The sequence below is a fragment of the Roseomonas sp. FDAARGOS_362 genome, assembly GCF_002754815.1.
Classification (GTDB): Bacteria; Pseudomonadota; Alphaproteobacteria; order Acetobacterales; family Acetobacteraceae; genus Roseomonas; species Roseomonas mucosa.
Window position 1 is genome coordinate 3,680,096 of the sequence record NZ_CP024588.1, and the last position, 17,174, is coordinate 3,697,269.

Annotated in this window: 16 protein-coding genes; 9 read left to right on the forward strand and 7 right to left on the reverse strand. The window is 70.7% G+C overall.

The genetic code is table 11. From position 1 onward, the window contains the following. Window positions 1-40: 40 nt before the first annotated feature. Window positions 41-1,273 carry an acyltransferase gene (locus CTJ15_RS21240; RefSeq protein WP_193009629.1) on the reverse strand — a complete coding sequence of 411 codons (1,233 nt, stop codon included), beginning with the start codon at window positions 1,271-1,273 and terminating at the stop codon, window positions 41-43. A 283-nt stretch (window positions 1,274-1,556) separates the two neighbouring features. On the opposite strand from CTJ15_RS21240, the gene CTJ15_RS21245 reads away from it, so the two are divergent. The 8 genes from CTJ15_RS21245 to CTJ15_RS21280 all read left to right on the forward strand — a co-directional run bounded on the left by CTJ15_RS21245 (window position 1,557) and on the right by CTJ15_RS21280 (window position 9,454). Then, complete coding sequence (locus tag CTJ15_RS21245) at window positions 1,557-3,062, forward strand: replicative DNA helicase (protein WP_019461277.1); 1,506 nt, start codon at window positions 1,557-1,559, stop codon at window positions 3,060-3,062. A 192-nt stretch (window positions 3,063-3,254) separates the two neighbouring features. Continuing rightward, complete coding sequence (locus CTJ15_RS21250) at window positions 3,255-4,151, forward strand: hypothetical protein (RefSeq protein ID WP_126281931.1); 897 nt, start codon at window positions 3,255-3,257, stop codon at window positions 4,149-4,151. Continuing rightward, the gene (locus CTJ15_RS21255) at window positions 4,132-5,367 is read left to right on the forward strand and encodes an OmpA family protein (RefSeq protein ID WP_075823267.1); all 1,236 of its coding nucleotides are present in this window, start codon (window positions 4,132-4,134) and stop codon (window positions 5,365-5,367) included. The genes CTJ15_RS21250 and CTJ15_RS21255 overlap by 20 nt, the downstream gene beginning before the upstream one ends. Window positions 5,368-5,660: 293 nt before the next feature. Then, window positions 5,661-6,446, forward strand: a complete 786-nt coding sequence (locus CTJ15_RS21260; protein WP_019461279.1) for an ABC transporter permease — start codon at window positions 5,661-5,663, stop codon at window positions 6,444-6,446. After that, on the forward strand, window positions 6,443-7,219 hold the full coding sequence (locus CTJ15_RS21265; RefSeq protein ID WP_075823266.1) for an ABC transporter ATP-binding protein: 777 nt from the start codon (window positions 6,443-6,445) through the stop codon (window positions 7,217-7,219). The genes CTJ15_RS21260 and CTJ15_RS21265 overlap by 4 nt, the downstream gene beginning before the upstream one ends. Window positions 7,220-7,280: 61 nt before the next feature. Then, window positions 7,281-8,474: an MFS transporter gene (locus tag CTJ15_RS21270; RefSeq protein WP_099781966.1), complete on the forward strand. Its 1,194-nt coding sequence runs from the start codon at window positions 7,281-7,283 to the stop codon at window positions 8,472-8,474. A 94-nt stretch (window positions 8,475-8,568) separates the two neighbouring features. Beyond that, window positions 8,569-8,907 (forward strand): four-helix bundle copper-binding protein, encoded by a 339-nt coding sequence (locus CTJ15_RS21275; RefSeq protein ID WP_019461282.1) that lies wholly within the window; start codon window positions 8,569-8,571, stop codon window positions 8,905-8,907. A gap of 115 nt (window positions 8,908-9,022) precedes the next feature. Further along, window positions 9,023-9,454, forward strand: a complete 432-nt coding sequence (locus CTJ15_RS21280; RefSeq protein WP_019461283.1) for a VOC family protein — start codon at window positions 9,023-9,025, stop codon at window positions 9,452-9,454. Here CTJ15_RS21280 and CTJ15_RS21285 read toward each other — a convergent pair. Then, window positions 9,448-9,954 carry a DoxX family protein gene (locus CTJ15_RS21285; protein ID WP_171979115.1) on the reverse strand — a complete coding sequence of 169 codons (507 nt, stop codon included), beginning with the start codon at window positions 9,952-9,954 and terminating at the stop codon, window positions 9,448-9,450. The two genes, CTJ15_RS21280 and CTJ15_RS21285, sit on opposite strands and share 7 nt — an antisense overlap. Window positions 9,955-10,141: 187 nt before the next feature. On the opposite strand from CTJ15_RS21285, the gene CTJ15_RS21290 reads away from it, so the two are divergent. Further along, window positions 10,142-10,987: a fumarylacetoacetate hydrolase family protein gene (locus tag CTJ15_RS21290; protein WP_075822837.1), complete on the forward strand. Its 846-nt coding sequence runs from the start codon at window positions 10,142-10,144 to the stop codon at window positions 10,985-10,987. A gap of 19 nt (window positions 10,988-11,006) precedes the next feature. Here the strand turns inward: CTJ15_RS21290 and urtE are convergent, their stop codons facing one another. The 5 genes from urtE to urtA form a co-directional block, all read right to left on the reverse strand. Then, on the reverse strand, window positions 11,007-11,711 hold the full coding sequence (gene urtE, locus CTJ15_RS21295; protein WP_099781967.1) for an urea ABC transporter ATP-binding subunit UrtE: 705 nt from the start codon (window positions 11,709-11,711) through the stop codon (window positions 11,007-11,009). Then, entirely contained in the window at window positions 11,701-12,483 is a 783-nt protein-coding gene (gene urtD / locus CTJ15_RS21300; RefSeq protein WP_019461287.1) for an urea ABC transporter ATP-binding protein UrtD, read from the reverse strand. Before urtD ends, urtE begins: the two co-directional genes overlap by 11 nt. A gap of 343 nt (window positions 12,484-12,826) precedes the next feature. Continuing rightward, window positions 12,827-13,954: an urea ABC transporter permease subunit UrtC gene (gene urtC, locus CTJ15_RS21305; RefSeq protein WP_075822836.1), complete on the reverse strand. Its 1,128-nt coding sequence runs from the start codon at window positions 13,952-13,954 to the stop codon at window positions 12,827-12,829. After that, a complete protein-coding gene (gene urtB, locus CTJ15_RS21310) occupies window positions 13,951-15,528 on the reverse strand; it encodes an urea ABC transporter permease subunit UrtB (RefSeq protein WP_026033220.1) in 1,578 nt (525 codons plus the stop codon). Before urtB ends, urtC begins: the two co-directional genes overlap by 4 nt. A gap of 74 nt (window positions 15,529-15,602) precedes the next feature. Continuing rightward, window positions 15,603-16,901: an urea ABC transporter substrate-binding protein gene (urtA, locus tag CTJ15_RS21315; protein WP_099781968.1), complete on the reverse strand. Its 1,299-nt coding sequence runs from the start codon at window positions 16,899-16,901 to the stop codon at window positions 15,603-15,605. Window positions 16,902-17,174 lie beyond the last annotated feature (273 nt).

Genomic DNA, 17,174 nt, shown 5'->3' on the forward strand with positions numbered 1-17,174 from the left:
CCGGCCATAAGGAGAAACGTAGCCGGGAGGCCGCGTCACCTCAGCCTTCCGCCGGAGCGGTCCGGAGGCGCCGATTGCCGATCCAGCGGGCGACCCGGCGGCCGGCCCGGATGCCGGGCTGTTCCACCAGGGCGTGGAGCAGGGTGGCCAGGGCGATGAGCGGGATGCCGCAGGCGATCACCACCGACCAGAAGCCGAGCGGGGTGGCGGCGGCCTGCTTCACCCAGGGAAAGGCGAAGGCCAGGGCCAGCACCAGCCCGTGCAGGAGGTAGATACCGTAGCTGGCATCGCCGAGGCGCCGCGTGGCGCGCAGGGTGAGCAGGCCGAAGACGGTGCAGCCGGAGCGGACCAGCCAGAAGACCAGTCCCATGACGGCCAGGGCGATGGCGTCGTTCGGCAGGGGCACGGCGCCGAACCAGATGGCGACCAGCCCCACCACCAGCACCGAGGCGGCACGGTCGGCCCGGGGGGAGGTGCCGGGGCCCGAGAGCGTGCGGCCGAGACCGCGGGCCTCCAGCGAGGCGCAGCTCATCCCGATCAGGAAAAGCGTCACGAAGCCGGGCTCGTCCGCCCCGGCCCATGGCCCCAGATGCCCGCCCGCCCAGGCGAGGCAGAGCAGCAGCAGCGCCAGGGTGAGCCAGGTCTCCCGCCGCCCGGTGCGGGCCAGCAGGGCGGCCAGGGGCAGGCTGGCATAGAAGATCCACTCGTATTGCAGGGTCCATGTGACGCCGGCGGTGAGCAGGTTGGTGCCGGCATGGGCGTTCACGTCGGGCCGGTTGCCGGCGCCGAGCAGCAGCCATTCGCCCACCTGGCCGGCGACCTGGGTGGCGGGCTCCCGCAGCTCCCCGCCATCCCGGCCGAACAGCAGGGCCAGCATGGCGAGGATGACGACGAGGTAGAGCGGGCCGATGCGGAAAAGGCGCCCGGCATAGAGAGCCAGCCAGGAGGGACGCCCTTCCTCCCGCAGCAGCTTGGCCCAGAAGAGGTAGCCGGTGATGATGAAGAACATCCCTACAGCCCCCTTGCCCATCACCGCATAGGCATGGGCTGGCGGCAGGCCCCAGCCCTGTCCGGCCAGGAGGCGGGGATAGATGGCGGCGTGGTGGAAGAAGACCGCCAGGGCGAGGATGCCGCGCAGCCCGTCCAGGGCCGGCATGCGGCTGGCCGCCTGTCCCGGCGGGGCATCCGCCGGGCGGCAGAGCGGGGTGGCGGCCAGTGCCAGGAGCAGCCCCATTCCGAGAAAGAAGGGCGGCAGCGGGTAGAAGTCAGCCATGGGGGAGGGGGCTAGCATCCGGGGGCGGGGGCGTGGACCCCTGGAGCGCCAGGGGCGGCCCGCTTTCCGTTCACGCCCCAGTGAGGCCAGCGGTGAGGCCAACGGCGAGGCCAGCGGTGAGGCCGGGACGGCCGGAGTGGCTTGGCCCGGACCGCCAGCCATTCTCATTCTCCAGGATAAAAGAACTTTTTCAATGGGTTCCACGGCTCATCCCCAGAATCCACACTTGTCCACAGCGGCGCGGGAGGGGACGGCGGAAACGGAAAGAGGCTAGACTGGCGGGATGAACGCGCTCGACCAGAACAGCGGCCTGCTGGGCCTGTCCCAGCGCCTGCCTCCGCAGAATCTGGAGGCGGAGATGGCCTTGCTGGGGGCCCTTCTGGCCAACAACAAGGCCTATGAGCGGGTCTCGGAATTCCTGGCATCGGAGCATTTCGCCGATCCGGTGAATGGCCGGATCTATGCCTCCATCCAACGGCGAATCGAGGCGGGGCAGCTCGCGGACGCGGTGACGCTGCGGGCCGAATTCGAGCATTCCGGCCAGCTCGACGAGGTGGGCGGCCCGGCCTACCTGGCGCAGCTCCTTTCCGCCATGGTGGGCATCATCAATGCCGGCGAATACGCCAAGGTCATCCACGACGCCTGGCTGCGGCGGCAGTTGATCGACCTGGGCGAGGTGGTGGTGAACCGCGCCTTCGGGGTCGAGGCCGAGCTGGACGGCAAGGAGCAGCTGGAGGCCGCCGAGCAGGCGCTCTTCGATCTCGCCAAGGAAGGCGGCAACGAGGGTGCGCTGATCACCTTCGAGCGCGCCATGGTCCGCGCCGTGGAGATGGCGGAGAAGGCCTTCACCAACGGTTCCGGCGTCTCCGGCCTCTCCACCGGCCTGCGCGACGTGGACGCCAAGATGGGCGGGCTGCACCCGTCGGACCTGCTGATCCTGGCCGGGCGCCCGGCCATGGGCAAGACGGCGCTGGCCACCAAGATCGCCTTCGGCGCCGCCCGCGCCATCCTGCGCGAGGCCCAGGCGGAAAATCCCAACGCCGTGCCCAAGGGCGGCGTGGCGGTCTTCTCGCTGGAAATGAGCGCCGACCAGCTCGCCACCCGTCTTCTGTCGGAGAATTCGCGGATCTCGGGCGACCGCATCCGGCGCGGCGAGATCTCGCAGCGCGACTTCGACCGTTTCGTGGAGACATCGCGCGAGCTGGCGACGCTGCCGATCTTCATCGACGACACGCCGGCCATCACCATCTCGGCGCTGCGCACCCGCTGCCGCCGGCTCAAGCGCACCCGCGGGCTGGACATGATCGTGGTGGACTACCTGCAGCTGATGCGCCCCGCCGCCGGGTCTCGGCCGGAAAGCCGCGTGCTGGAGATCTCGCAGATCACCCAGGGGCTGAAGGCCATCGCCAAGGAACTGTCGGTGCCGGTGATCGCCCTGTCCCAGCTTTCCCGGCAGGTCGAGTCGCGCGAGGACAAGCGGCCACAACTGGCGGACCTGCGTGAGTCCGGCTCGATCGAGCAGGATGCCGACGTTGTGATGTTCGTCTATCGCGACGAGTACTACCTGGCGCAGCGCGCACCCAAGCAGCTGAACTTCGACAACTCGGAGAAATACGCCGAGGCGATGGACAAGTGGCAGCAGGATATGGAACGCGCGCACAACAAGGCCGAGCTGATCATCGCCAAGCAGCGCCACGGCCCCACCGGCACCATCCCGCTGTTCTTCGAGGGCGAGTTCACCCGCTTCGGCGACCTCGACATGGTGCATGACGACCCGCATGGCGGGTGACCGGCCGGGCTGAACCCCCCTCCCGGTCCCTGGCCCCGGTTCCGGGGCTGAACCGGGGGGGTGGTGCCCCGCACCGCGGGCCTCGCCCAACGGCGATTTGCATGAATTCCCCGCTCCCCCGATGGTGGTGCGGCCGGGCCCGGAACGATCCGTCCGGCGATCACCCAGGCCAAGGCATGGGAGGCGGGAGGAATGCGGCGAATCCTGATGGGTGGCCTGCTGGCCATGATGCTGCTTGCCCTGTTCCTGGCGGGCTTCATGGATTTTCTGGAACCTGCCGCGCCGCCTGGGCCTGTGTCCGGTCGGGAACCGGCCGTGGTCGGGGCGGGGCCTGAACCGCTCCCCGCCCTGCCGCCCGCCGATGCGCCCCTGCCGGATTCCCTGCTGGCGCTGGAGCGTGAGGGCGCACAGATCCATGAAGGGCTGGCACAGATCGACCAGGCCATGGACCGGATGCTGAACGGGGTGCTGTCGGTTCTGCGGCCCTATGGCGAGGCCCGGGCGGTGGATGACGCCGCGGCGCGGCAGCTGGAGGCGCTGAGCGCGTTGCGCCGCCAGTCCCTGGATCGACTGTCCCGGATCGAGATGCGCCGCGCCGGGATCGAGGCAGGCGGCGATTCGCCCCCGATGGCCGCCGCGCTGCCGCCGGAACTGCCAGTTCTCCCTCCGGACGGGACCCAGCCCTTCCGGACGGCGATGGCGGGGCCGCCGCCTCCGGGTTTCTCCGCGGTGGGGGATGGGGCAGAAGTCGCGCCGCTGCCGGAAGCCCCATCGGCGGCATCTCCATTGGTGGCATCCCCGGAGAGCCGGGCGCCCGCCGGGGCAGCGGGGGAGGCGCCGGCCTCCGACGAGCTGGCGCCGGCGCTCGCCATGCAGGCGTTGCCCCTCCCGCCGCCTGCTTCTCCGCCGGTCCCGCCAATGGAACGGGGGGCCGCGAAGCCGCCGCGGCCCCTGCGCGCCGAGCCGACCAGCTTGCGCGCCGCCGCGGCGAATCCGGCGCGTTGCCGTTCGATCATCCTGCGCGGGCAATTGGGGGAGGGGCTGAGTTTTGCCGATCGGAGCTTCCTGCGTGGCCACTGCCCGGGCTGAGCGGCGCCGCGCCCTGTCCCGCGTGCTGGCGCTGGTGCTGGTGATGGCGCTGCCCTGGCTGGCGGGCTGCGCCAGCGCCCCACCCGCCGCACCGTCCACCGGGCCGGCACGGATCGCCCTGCCCTTCAGCCGGGCGGTCCCGGCCCTTACCGTCTCCCTGCTGGCCAATGCCCAGCTCGGGGCGCCGGATGCGGGCGGGCGCTATCCGATGATGGTGGACCCCTGGATCGACCAGGGCAGCGGTATGCCGGTGGAGGCCACGCGCCCGATCGAGGCGCAGATCGCCGCGCAGCTCCGGCGCTCCTATCCGCAGGTCGAGCTTCTGTCCTTCGGCGCGGCCGGCCTCGCGCGGCAGCCCCTGGTGCTGCTCGGCGCCCTGGCGCCCGTTCCGGAGGCGGAGGGCGGCCGGGCCGGCGGCTATCGCATCCGGGCGGTGATCGGCGACCTGCGCAGCGGCCGCATCGTGTCCCAGGCCGAGGTCTGGACCTGGCCGGACGGGGTGAACCTCCGCCCCACGCCCTTCTTCCGCAACAGTCCCGCCTGCGTACCGGAACAGGGGGCGGAGGGCTATGCCCGCACCGTGGGCAGCCGGATCGGCGACCCCATCGACCCGGAATACCTGCGGCAGCTCCGGGTGGCCGCGCTGGTGAACGACGGCATCCGCGCCTACGAGGCCGGGCGCTACCGGCAGGCGCTGGCAGCCTATGAGGAAGCGAGCCGCCTGCCGGGGGGCGAGCAGATCCGCGTCTATAACGGGCTCTATTTGGCCAACCGGGCGCTGCGGCAGCCGCTGGGGGCGGAGGCCGCCTTCCGGGGGCTGGTCAAGCTGGGCCTGGCCAGCGGACGGCTTTCGGTGCGCTTCGTTTTCCGGCCGGGCTCGGCGGAATTCTGGCGCGACCCGGCGGTGAGCGGCGCCTATGAGATGTGGCTGCGCGAGATCGCCCGGCAGGCGGCGGCCGGGCCGGACTGCCTGGAGGTGATCGGCCATGCCAGCCCCAGCGGCCCGGCCGAGGCCAATCTGCGCCTGTCGCAGCAACGGGCGGAGCGGGTGCGGGACCGGCTGGTCGCCATGCAGCCGGGCCTGGGCGGCCGCCTGGCCAGCCGGGGCGCCGGGGCCAGCGAGCCGATCATCGGCAGCGGCGCGGACGATGCCAGCGACCTGCTGGACCGGAGGGTGGAGTTCCGCCCGGTGGCCTGCACCGCGCCGCCATCCTGACCGGGCGCCTCGCCTTCGGCCGTTGCTGTCGCGGCGGCCCAGGGAGACGCGCCGTTCCGGCGGTGCCGCCAAGGGCCGTGCGGGGGAGAGGCGGCCAGGGTCTTGTGATCCGCCGGGGCCGCCGCCGGAAGACGGTCGCCATTGCGGTGCGGCGAGGGGGCGGCTATCTGGACGGTTCCCTGGGCGGCACCGGACGACCTTGCCCCCACAGGCCCGCCCCCTGGGAGCCCCCTGGGACGGGCTTCCACAACGCTCTCGCGGATGGCGGCTTGTTTGCAGGATCGGCGGTCGGCTTGAATCTTCTTCTCGATGCGGTGGCGCGGCTCGGCGCGATGGTGCTGGGGCTGTGCCGGACGGTGGGGTCGGTCGCGCTCTTCGCGCTGGAGGGCGTGTCGCACCTCTTCCGGCCTCCCTACCACCTGCGGCAATTCGGCCGCGCCTTCGTGGAGGTGGCCTATTTCTCCCTGCCGGTGGTGGCGCTGACGGCGATCTTCACCGGCATGGTGCTGGCCTTGCAGTCCTATACCGGCTTCTCCCGCTTCAACGCGCAGAGCGCCATGGCCACGGTGGTGGTGATCTCGCTGACGCGCGAGCTGGGGCCGGTGCTGGCCGGGCTGATGGTGGCGGGCCGGATCGGTGCCTCCTTCGCCGCCGAGATCGGCACGATGCGCGTGACGGACCAGGTGGACGCGCTGACCACCCTGTCCACCGACCCGATGAAGTACCTCGTGGCGCCGCGCCTGCTGGCCGCGACGCTGGCCATGCCGCTGCTGGTGGCGGTGGCCGACACGCTGGGCGTGATGGGCGGCTGGATCGTGGCCACCTACAATCTCGGCTTCGTGTCCCAGTCCTATATCCGCGACACGCTGAACGCGTTGCAGGCCTTCGACGTGGTCTCCGGCCTGATCAAGGCGGCGGCCTTCGGCTTCGTGGTGGCGCTGATGGGCACCTGGTGCGGCTATTCCTCGCGCGGCGGCGCGGAGGGGGTGGGCGGGGCCACGACCTCGGCGGTGGTGTCATCCTCGATCCTGATCCTGTTCCTGGACTACATCCTGACCCAGGCCTTCTTCACCCGATGAGCGGCGCCACCCCCAAGCTGCGCCTGCGCGGGCTGCACAAGGCCTTCGGCGCCAAGAAGGTGCTGGACGGCGTGGACCTGGACGTGATGCCGGGCGAGTCCATGGTGATCCTGGGCGGCTCGGGCTCCGGCAAGTCGGTCACGATCAAGTGCATCCTGGGCCTGATCCAGCCGGATTCCGGCCGCATCGAGCTGAACGGGCGGGACCTGCTGGCCATGGACCGCTCGGAGCGGCGCGCGGTGCTGGACGGCATGGGCATGCTGTTCCAGAACGGCGCGCTCTTCGACAGCATTCCGGTCTGGGAGAATGTCTGCTTCAAGCTGTTGCAGCAGAAGCGCATCACCCGGGCCAGGGCGCGCGACAAGGCGGCCGAGGTGCTGGCCCAGGTCGGGCTGGCCGGCAGCGTGGGGGACCTGTCCCCCTCCGAACTGTCCGGCGGCATGCAGAAGCGCGTGGCATTGGCCCGGACCATCGCCTCGCAGCCCGCCATCCTGTTCTTCGACGAGCCGACCACCGGACTCGACCCGATCATGGGCGCGGTGATCGACGGGCTGATCGTGGATTGCGTCAAGCGCCTCGGCGCCACCGCCATCACCATCACCCATGACATGCACAGCGCCCGCCGGATCGGCGACCAGGCCTCGATGATCTATCAGGGGCGGATGGTTTGGACCGGCCCGGCGGCGACGCTGGGCGAGACCGGCAACGCGATGGTGGACCAGTTCGCCCGGGGCGATCGCGAGGGTCCGATCAAGATGGAGCTGCGCCGGTAACGGGGGGACAGGCGGCGCCCTCGCCGCCTCCCGTGACGGCGCGGCCGGGGAGAAGTCCTGCATGCCCGAGGCCCCTTTCGCCGCGGCCCGGGCGCGTGATGCGCGCCCCCGGCTGGCCACCACCCTGGTCTTCTTCGCCAACGGCTTCGGCTATGGCGCCTGGGCCGGCAACATCCCCTCGATCAAGCTGGGCCTTGGCCTGTCCGACGCGGCGCTGGGCCTCGCGCTGCTGGGCATGGCCATCGGCGCCATCCTGGCCATGCCGCTGACCGGGCAGGTCTCGGCGCGCTGGGGCAGCGACCGGCTGACCGTGGCCTCCGGCCTCCTGTTCGCCCTGGTGCTGGCGCTGGTGCCGCAGGCGGGCGGGTTGGCCACGCTGGTGCTCGGGCTGATGCTGCTGGGGGCGGGCAACGGGGTGATGGACGTTTCCATGAACACCCATGCGACGGTGGTGGAGAGCGGCTGGGGCGCCGCCATCATGTCCTCCTTCCACGCGGCCTTCAGCCTGGGCGGGCTGGCCGGGGCGGGGCTGGCGGGGCTGCTGCTCGCCGCTGGCCATGCGGCGCCGCTGAACCTCGCCGTGTCCGGGGTGCTGGTGGCGGCCTGCGTGCTGCTGGCCATGCCCTGGCTGCGGGTGCGGAGGGATCATGCCGGGGGCCATGCCCCGGCGGTCCCGGAGGAGGGCGGACACGGACTTGCCCTGCCGAACCGCGCCACCTTCGGCCTCGGGCTGATCGCGCTGCTCGCCCTGGTGACGGAGGGGGCGGTGGGGGACTGGTCGGCGCTGTACCTGGCGGTGGAGGCGGCGGCCCCGGCCGGCGTGGCGGCGCTGGGCTTCGCCGGCTTCTCCCTGGCCATGACGGCGGGGCGGCTGGGCGGCGACGCGGTGGTGCGGCGCCTGGGTGGCGCATCCGTGCTGCGGCTGGGGGCGCTGCTCTCGGCGGCGGGCTTCGTGCTGATGCTGGCGGTGCCGCGCCCGGAGGTCGCCATCGCCGGGCTGGTGCTGGTCGGGCTGGGCCTGTCCAATGTCTTTCCCGTGCTGTTCAGCGCGGCGGGGCGCATCCCGGGCGTATCGCCGGGCATGGGCGTCGCGATGGTGGCCACCATGGGCTATGGCGGGCTGCTGGGCGGACCGCCGCTGCTGGGCTTCCTGGCGCAGCTTTCCGGGCTGCGCCTGGCGCTGTGCCTGCTGGTGTTGACCTGCCTGGCGATCGCCTGGCGCAGCCGCGCGGTGCGGCGGGATGGGGAGGCATAGCGCCTTCCGCATCTCCGGCCCGCGTGGAGGCCGGTTCGGCGAAACTTTCCCCTGGGGGAAGGGCGCTAACCGGCCGTAACGACGGGAGTGTGCGATGAAGACCGATCCGAAGCTCGAAGCCTGCATCCAGGCTTGCCTGGACTGCCACCGGACCTGCCTCAGCTGCATCACCCATTGCCTGGGCAAGGGTGGCAGCCATGCCGCGCTGGATCATATGCGGATCATGATGGACTGCGCGCAGATCTGCCTCACGGCGGCGGATTTCATGATCCGCGGCTCCCGCCACATGGCGCATCTCTGCCGCGAATGCGCGGAGATCTGCCGGGAATGCGCCGAGGCCTGCGGCAACCATTCCGAGGCGGACGAGCATATGCGCCACTGCGCCGAGACCTGCCGCAATTGCGCGGAGGAATGCGGCCGCATGGCGGCCTGAGACACCCCCGCCGCAAGGGCGGCGTTCCTTCCGGCGGGAGGCTGTTATGGTCCGGCAGAAGACCGGCCCGTGACGGACTGACCCGAGGCGGACGGAGATCGAGGAAAGGAGGCCCATGACGGAGCAGGACAAGGTGCCGCCCCTCGGCAGCGTGCTGGAGACCGGCCTCTATGTCGAGGATCTGGGCCGGGCCCGGCATTTCTACGAGGCGGTGCTCGGCCTGGAGCCGATGTTCCTCGACGACCGGCTGGTCGCCTATCCGGCTGGGCCCGGCAGCGTGCTGCTGCTGTTCCGGCGTGGCGCCGCCACGGAGCCGGCCATCCTGCCGGGTGGCATGATCCCGCCCCACGACGCCATGGGCCGGATCCATTTCGCCTTCTCCATCGCACCGGAGGATCTGGACGCCTGGGTGGCGCGGCTGGCCCGGCACGGCATCCCCCTGGAAGGTGGCGTGTCCTGGCCGAAGGGCGGGCGGAGCGTCTATTTCCGCGACCCGGACGGGAATCTGGTGGAACTGGCCACGCCCGGCCTCTGGAAGAACTACTGATCCGCCCAAGGCTTGTAGGAACGCCCTTGGTTCTGTTGGCCGGGGCCGCCAGGGGCGAGGCTGCCGAGGGCCGCATTGCCGGGGAGTCCCGGCCCACCGGGCAGGAACCCGTTGCCCATGCCGGGGCGATCGCCGCCTTCCTGGCCCGCCGAAGGGGCGTGGTGCTGCCGCAGCCAGACGGGCGCGTTGTGCCAGCCGATGGCCAGAAGCAACAGGAGCAGGCCCAGGGGCACCGGCAGCATCCACGGATCGCCGCTGGACAGGAGGCTGCCCGCCGCGCCCGCCAAGCTGGCCGCGAGGATGGCGGCCGCGACGGCCGCGCTTGCGGAAAGCAGCAGGCCCAGGCCGGACAGCAGTTGCACGGCTCCGGTCAGCCACATGAACCAGGGCGCATAGCCGAGCTGGCGGAACAATTCGCCGTCCTCCGGCATCCCCAGCAGCTTCGCGCCCCCCGCCGCCACGAAGAAGAGGGCAAGGCAGGGGCGCAGCCAGCGTTCCACCGCAGGCCACCGGGAAAACGCCCAGCCGAACCGCAATGCCCGCTCCGTCCTTGTTTTCGCTTCGCAACATAAGCCATCCGGCGAGAGGCGGGCAATGGAGCACGGGCCAGCAAGTTCAGGCCGGGATGTCTTGCCCTCGCCGGGCCAGCGGGGGAAGTTGCGCGGCACGAAGAGGGGGACACATGCGATGAAGCTGCTCCGCTATGGCCCGGCCGGGGCCGAGAAGCCCGGGTTGCTCGACGGCAACGGCACCTTGCGCGACCTGTCGGGCGTGGTGCCCGACCTCGCCGGCGAGGCCCTGTCGCCCGAGGGCTTGGCGCGGATCGCCGCGCTGGATGCCGCCGGCCTTCCCGCCGTGCCGGGCAGCCCGCGCCTGGGCACGCCGGTGGCCGGGACGCGGAACTTCCTGGCGATCGGCCTGAACTACGCCGACCACGCGGCGGAGACCGGGGCGCCGATCCCCAAGGAGCCGATCATGTTCCTGAAGTCGCTCGGTTCGCTGCAAGGGCCGAACGACGAGGTGGTGATCCCGCGCAACAGCGTGAAGACGGACTGGGAGGTCGAGCTCGCCATCGTCATCGGCAGCCGCGCGAAGAACGTCTCCCCGGATGCGGCGATGGACCACGTGGCCGGGTACACCATCTGCAACGACGTCAGCGAGCGCGAGTGGCAGATCGAGCGCGGCGGCACCTGGGACAAGGGCAAGGGCGCCGATACCTTCGGCCCGGTCGGCCCCTGGCTGGTGACCCAGGACGAGATCCCTGATCCCCAGAACCTCGCCCTCTGGCTGGAGGTGGACGGGCAGCGGATGCAGGACGGCTCGACGCGCACCATGATCTTCGACGTGCGCAAGATCGTCTCCTATGCCTCGCAGTTCATCACCCTGCATCCGGGCGACATCATCACCACCGGCACGCCGCCGGGCGTGGGCATGGGCCGCAAGCCGCCGGTCTTCCTGCGGCCCGGGCAGAGCATGCGCCTGGGCATCGAGGGCCTCGGCAAGCAGGAGCAGAAGGTGGTGGCGGCGGATTAGCCACCGCCACCCGGCACCGTCACACCGAGACGCGGCGCAGCACGTCCTCGCGGTCCAGCGCATCACGCGCCCCGGCGAGGACGATGCTGCCCCGGTCCATCACCGCGAGATGCTGGCCGAGCTCGTGGGCGAAGTCGAAATACTGCTCCACCAGCAGGATCGCCATGTCGCCGCGCTGGCGCAGCAGGGCGATGGCGCGGCCGATATCCTTGATGATGGAAGGCTGGATGCCTTCGGTCGGCTCGTCCAGCACCAGCAGGCGCGGGCGCATCACCAGGGCGCGGCCGATGGCGAGCTGCTGCTGCTGCCCGCCCGAGAGGTCGCCGCCGCGGCGATGCAGCATGGTCTTCAGCACCGGGAACATGGCGAAGACATCCTCGGGGATCGTCTTCTGCCCCTTGGGCGCGGCGGCGAAGCCGGTTTCCAGGTTCTCCCGCACTGTCAGCAGCGGGAAGATGTCGCGCCCCTGCGGCACCCAGGCGATGCCGCGCTGCGCGCGCTCATAGGGCGGCAGGCGGGTGATGTCCTGCCCTTCCCAGAGGATCTTCCCGCGCGAGACCGGGTGCGCCCCGGTGATGGCGCGCAGCAGCGAGGTCTTGCCGACGCCGTTGCGGCCGAGCAGGCAGGTCACCTCGCCACGCCGCGCCTCCAGCGAAACGCCGCGCAGCGCCACCGCCGCGCCGTAATGCAGCGAGACATCCTCGACGCGGAGCTCAGCGGCCAAGATACACCTCGATCACGCGCGGATCGCTGCTGACATGGTCGATAGAGCCATCCGAGAGCACATGGCCCTCGTGCAGCACCGTGACCTTCACGCCAAGGGCGCGGACGAAATCCATGTCGTGCTCCACCACCACGACGGAGCGGGTGCGGTTGATCTCGCGCAGCAGCTCCGCCGTCTGCGCCGTCTCGGCATCGGTCATGCCTGCCACGGGCTCGTCCACCAGGAGGAGCTGCGGCTCCTGCGCCAGCAGCATGCCGATCTCCAGCCACTGCTTCTGGCCGTGGCTGAGATTGCCGGAGACGCGGTTGGCATGTTCCGACAGGCGGATGGTGGCGAGGATCTCCTCGATCCGCCGCCGTTCCTCCGCCGTTTCCCGGGCGAGGAGGGCGAAGCGCGGGCCGCGCGGGCCGGCCAGGGAGAGCAGCAGGTTGTCGCGCACCGTATGCGGCTCGAAGACCGTGGGCTTCTGGAACTTCCGCCCGATGCCCAGCCGCGCGATGGCGGGCTCGTCCAGCCCCGTCAGGTCGGTCGTGCCGTTGAACAGGACATCGCCCGTGTCGGGGCGCGTCTTGCCGGTGATGACGTCCATCATCGTTGTCTTGCCGGCGCCGTTCGGGCCGATCACCGCGCGCATCTCGCCCGGTTCCAGCACCAGCGAAAGGTCGCGCAGTGCGTGGAAGCCGTCGAAGCTGACATTGACGCCGTCGAGATAGAGCAAGGCGCCGGTTCTCGTGGCGGGGCGCCCGGCAGGGGTCGTGCTGGCCATGATCATGGTGTGGTTCCGGCGTGGTCCCGTGGCCAGGAGAGGGCGCCGCCCTCTCCCGGACCCTCTCCCGCTGGGGAGACAGTGTCTCCCCAGACCCCGCCAGGAGTGGGTGCGGGTGGAAGGGCGCGGGCGGTGTGTTCCAGCGGTGGGAAGGTGGAAGCCTGGGACGATAGGATTGGCCGCGCGGGCGGCACCGCCCGTCGCCGGAGGGCGAGGCCCTCCGGCGCGACCCACCTGTCCGCCAGCGCCGGAAAACTCCTGGCGGGGTCTGGGGGAATACTATTCCCCCAGCGGAGGGGGGACCGGGGGGAGGCGGAGCCTCCCGCCCGGGGCCTGAACACGACGCTCCTCACGAGGCCGCCTCCCGCGCCGCCGCCTCGGCGGGCGAGGACGGTTCCGCCGGCAGGGGCACGCCGCCGGAGCGGCGCCGGGCGAAGAGGCCGACGATGCCGCGCGGCAGGAACAGGGTGACGAGGATGAAGAGGCCGCCCAGGGCGAAGAGCCAGAGTTCGGGCAAGGCGCCGGTGAAGACGGTCTTGCCGAGATTGACCAGGATGGCGCCCAGGATCGGCCCGACCAGCGTGCCGCGCCCGCCGACCGCGACCCAGACCACGGCCTCGATCGAGTTGGCGGGGGCGAACTCGCCCGGGTTGATGATGCCGACCTGCGGCACGTAGAGCGCGCCGCCCAGCCCGGCCATGACGGCGGAGACCGTCCAGGCGACGAGCTTGTAGGCCTCGGGCCGGTAGCCCAGGAAGCGCGTGCGGCTTTCCGTGTCGCGCACGGCGATCAGCACCTTGCCGTAGCGCGAGCGCACCAGCCAGCGCGACAGCAGGAAGCAGCCGGCGAGCACGATGGCGGAGGCCAGGAACAGGGCGCAGCGGGTGCCGTCGAGCTGCAGCGGGACGCCGAGGATGTCCTTGAAGTCGGTGAGGCCGTTGTTGCCGCCGAAGCCCATGTCGTTGCGGAAGAAGGCGAGCAGCAGGGCGTAGGTCAGCGCCTGGGTGATGATCGAGAGATAGACGCCGGTGACGCGCGAGCGGAAGGCGAGCCAGCCGAAGGCCAGGGCGAGCAGGCCGGGCACGAGCAGCGCCATCAGCAGCGCGAAGGGGAAGGAGCCGAAGCCCCACCAGTACCAGGGGAGCGAATCCCAGTTCAGGAAGACCATGAAGTCCGGCAGGTTCGCGTTGGCATAGACGCCGCGCGTCCCGATCTGGCGCATCAGGTACATGCCCATGGCATAGCCGCCGAGGGCGAAGAAGGCGGCGTGGCCCAGGCTCAGGATGCCGGCGAAGCCCCAGACGAGATCCACCGAGAGGGCGAGGATCGCGTAGCAGAGATACTTGCCGGTGAGCGAGACCACATAGGTCGGCACGTGCCAGGCGCTGCCGGGGTCGGTCAGCAGGTTCAGCGCCGCCATCAGCGCGGCGCCGCCCAGCAGGAGGGTGAGGGTGAGGATGCTCGCGATGCGGCTCATGATTCGACAAACCTCCCCTTCACCGGGAAGAGGCCGCGCGGCTTGCGCTGGATGAACAGGATCAGGGCCAGCAGCACCACGATCTTGCCCAGCACGGCGCCCGCCAGCGGCTCCAGGAACTTGTTGGCGACGCCGAGAGTGAGGGCGCTGATGACGGTGCCCCAGAGATTGCCGACACCGCCGAAGACCACGACCATGAAGCTGTCGATGATGTAGCCCTGGCCGAGATTGGGCGAGACGTTGTCGATCTGGCTCAGCGCCACGCCCGCCATGCCGGCGACGCCGGAACCCAGGCCGAAGGTCAGCGCGTCGATCCAGGGCGTGCGGATGCCCATCGCCGCCGCCATGCGCCGGTTCTGCGTCACTGCCCGCATCCGCAGGCCGAGCGAGGTGTAGCGGAAGGCCGCCATCAGCGCCGCGATCACCAGAAAGGCGAAGAGGATGATGACGAGGCGGTTCATGGTGATGGTGAGGCCGCCAAGCTCGAAGGCGCCGCTCATCCAGGCGGGGGTGCCGACCTCGCGGTTCGTGGGGCCGAAGACGGAGCGCACCGCCTGTTGCAGCACCAGCGACAGGCCGAAGGTGGCGAGCAGCGTTTCCAGCGGGCGGCCGTAGAGGAAGCGGATCAGCCCGCGCTCGATGGCCACGCCGACCGCGCCAGTGACCAGGAAGGCGAGCGGCACGGCGATGAAGAGCGAGGCGCCGAACAGGCCGGGCGCATGGGCGCGGATCGCGTCCTGCACCAGGAAGGTGGTGTAGGCGCCGAGCATCACCAGCTCCCCATGGGCCATGTTGATGACGCCCATCACCCCGAAGGTGATCGCGAGTCCGGCGGCGGCGAGCAGCAGGACGGAGCCCAGGCTCAGCCCGTACCAGGCGTTCTGCGCCCAGCCCCAGAGCCGCAGGTTCCAGTCGATGGCCTTCACCGCGGCGGCGGCGGCCTCCGCCACGGCGGGCGGCTGGTTGGACAGGCCGGCGATCAGGGCACGGGCATCGATGTCGCCCCGGCCGCGCAGCGTGGCGATGGCGGCGAGGCGGCCGGCTTCGGGCGTCGCCGGGTCGTTCAGCAGGATGGCGGCGCGGGCCTGTTCCATCACCTGCCGCACGCCGGGGTCGCGCTCGGCGGCGAGGGCCTTCTCCAGCACCGGCAGGATGGCGGCGTCGCGGGCGCGGAAGACGGCGGCGGCGGCATTGGCGCGGATCCCGTTGTCCATGGCCATGAGCTGCAGCCCGCCCATCGCCGCCTCGACGGCGCGGCGGATGCTGTTGTTGACGCGGACCGCGCGCGGGGTCCCGGCGGGCGTCACCGGCTGCCCGCCGGCGGCGTCGCGATAGGTACCATCGGCGCCGCGGATCGCGAGGCTGCGGTCGGGCAGGACGAAGAGCCGCCCTTCGCCCAGCGCGCCCAGGATGGTCGCGGCCTCCGGCGTACCGGAGGTGGCGAGGGTCTCGACGCCGCGCCGGACATCGTCGAAGGCGCTGGAAGCGAGCAGATCCGCCCCCGCAGGCTGCGCCCGCAGGGGCGAGAGCATGAGGGCCAGAAGCAGGAGGATGAGGCCGGCGAGCCGGATCATCGTGCCCTCCTCAGGGATACGGGAAAAGGACAGGCGGACGGGGCGCCGGGCCCCGTCCGTGGCGGTGCGCGGGATCAGCCGCCCGCGCCGCCGCACTTGCCGGTCTTGACGTTGAAGTTGCCGCAGGAGAGCGGCTTGCGCCAGTCGGCGATCAGGTCGCGGGAGCCCTCCAGATAAGGCGACCATTCCTGCGCCACGATCGTGCCGGGCGTCTGCAAGACGACGTTGAACTGGCCGTTGCCCTGGATCTCGCCGATCAGCACCGGCTTGGTGATGTGGTGGTTCGGCATCATGGTGGAGGTGCCGCCCGACAGGTTCGGCACGGCCACGCCGAGCATGGCGTCGATCACCGGGTTGCTGTCGGTGGTGCCGGCCGCCTCGACCGCCTTCACCCACATGTTGAAGCCGATGTAGTGCGCCTCCATCGGATCGTTGGTGACGCGCTTCGGGTTCTTGGTGAAGGCCTGCCACTTCTGGATGAAGGCCTTGTTGTCCGGGTTGTCGATGGACATGAAGTAGTTCCAGGCGGCCAGGTGGCCGACCAGCGGCGCGGTGTCGAGGCCCGCAAGCTCCTCCTCGCCCACCGAGAAGGCGACGACGGGAATGTCGGTGGCCTTGACGCCCTGGTTGCCGAGCTCCTTGTAGAAGGGGACGTTGGCGTCGCCGTTGATCGTCGAGACCACGGCGGTCTTCTGGCCGGCCGAGCCGAACTTCTTGATCTCGCTGACGATGTTCTGCCAGTCGCTGTGGCCGAAGGGGGTGTAGTTGATCAGGATGTCGCCCTGCGCGACGCCCTTGGTCTTGAGGTAGGCCTCCAGGATCTTGTTCGTGGTGCGCGGATAGACATAGTCCGTGCCCGCGAGAACCCAGCGCTTCACCTCCTCTTCCTTCATGAGGTAGTCCACCGCCGGGATCGCCTGCTGGTTCGGCGCAGCGCCGGTGTAGAAGACGTTCTTGCTCGACTCCTCGCCCTCGTACTGCACGGGGTAGAAGAGGATGCCGTTCAGCTCCTCGAAGACCGGCAGCACGGACTTGCGTGACACCGAGGTCCAGCAGCCGAAGCAGGCGGCGACCTTGTCCTGCGCGATGAGCTGGCGCGCCTTCTCGGCGAAGAGCGGCCAGTTGGAGGCCGGATCGACCACCACCGCCTCCAGCTTGCGGCCGAGCACGCCGCCCTTCTTGTTCTGCTCCTCGATGAGCATGAGCATCACGTCCTTCAGCGTCGTCTCGCTGATGGCCATGGTGCCGGAAAGGGAATGCAGGATGCCGAGCTTGATCGGCCCGGCGGGCTGCGCCCGGAGGATGGCGGGCGCGCCCAGTACGGCGCCGCCAGCCAGCAGCGCGCCGAGGCGGCCGAACTGGCGCCGGCCCAACGGCACACCCGGCGACCCACCCAGGGGGGCCTGTTCCGGCCGGGGCTCGCCCGGAGCCTGTCGGTTGGACGTCATGCGGAAACTCCCCCAGAGGCGATCGCTATGGCGCCAGCCGGCCGCTTCCATGGGCCAGGCCGGCGCGCCGCCGGGTGGCGGCGGTCACGCAACGGTGTAGCAACGGGAGTGCCACTTTCCGGAAACCCGTCAGGGGCCGGTCGCGGAATGTTGTTTGCCTGAAAGAACGTCAAATGCCTGGAAAATGGTGTTTCTCTG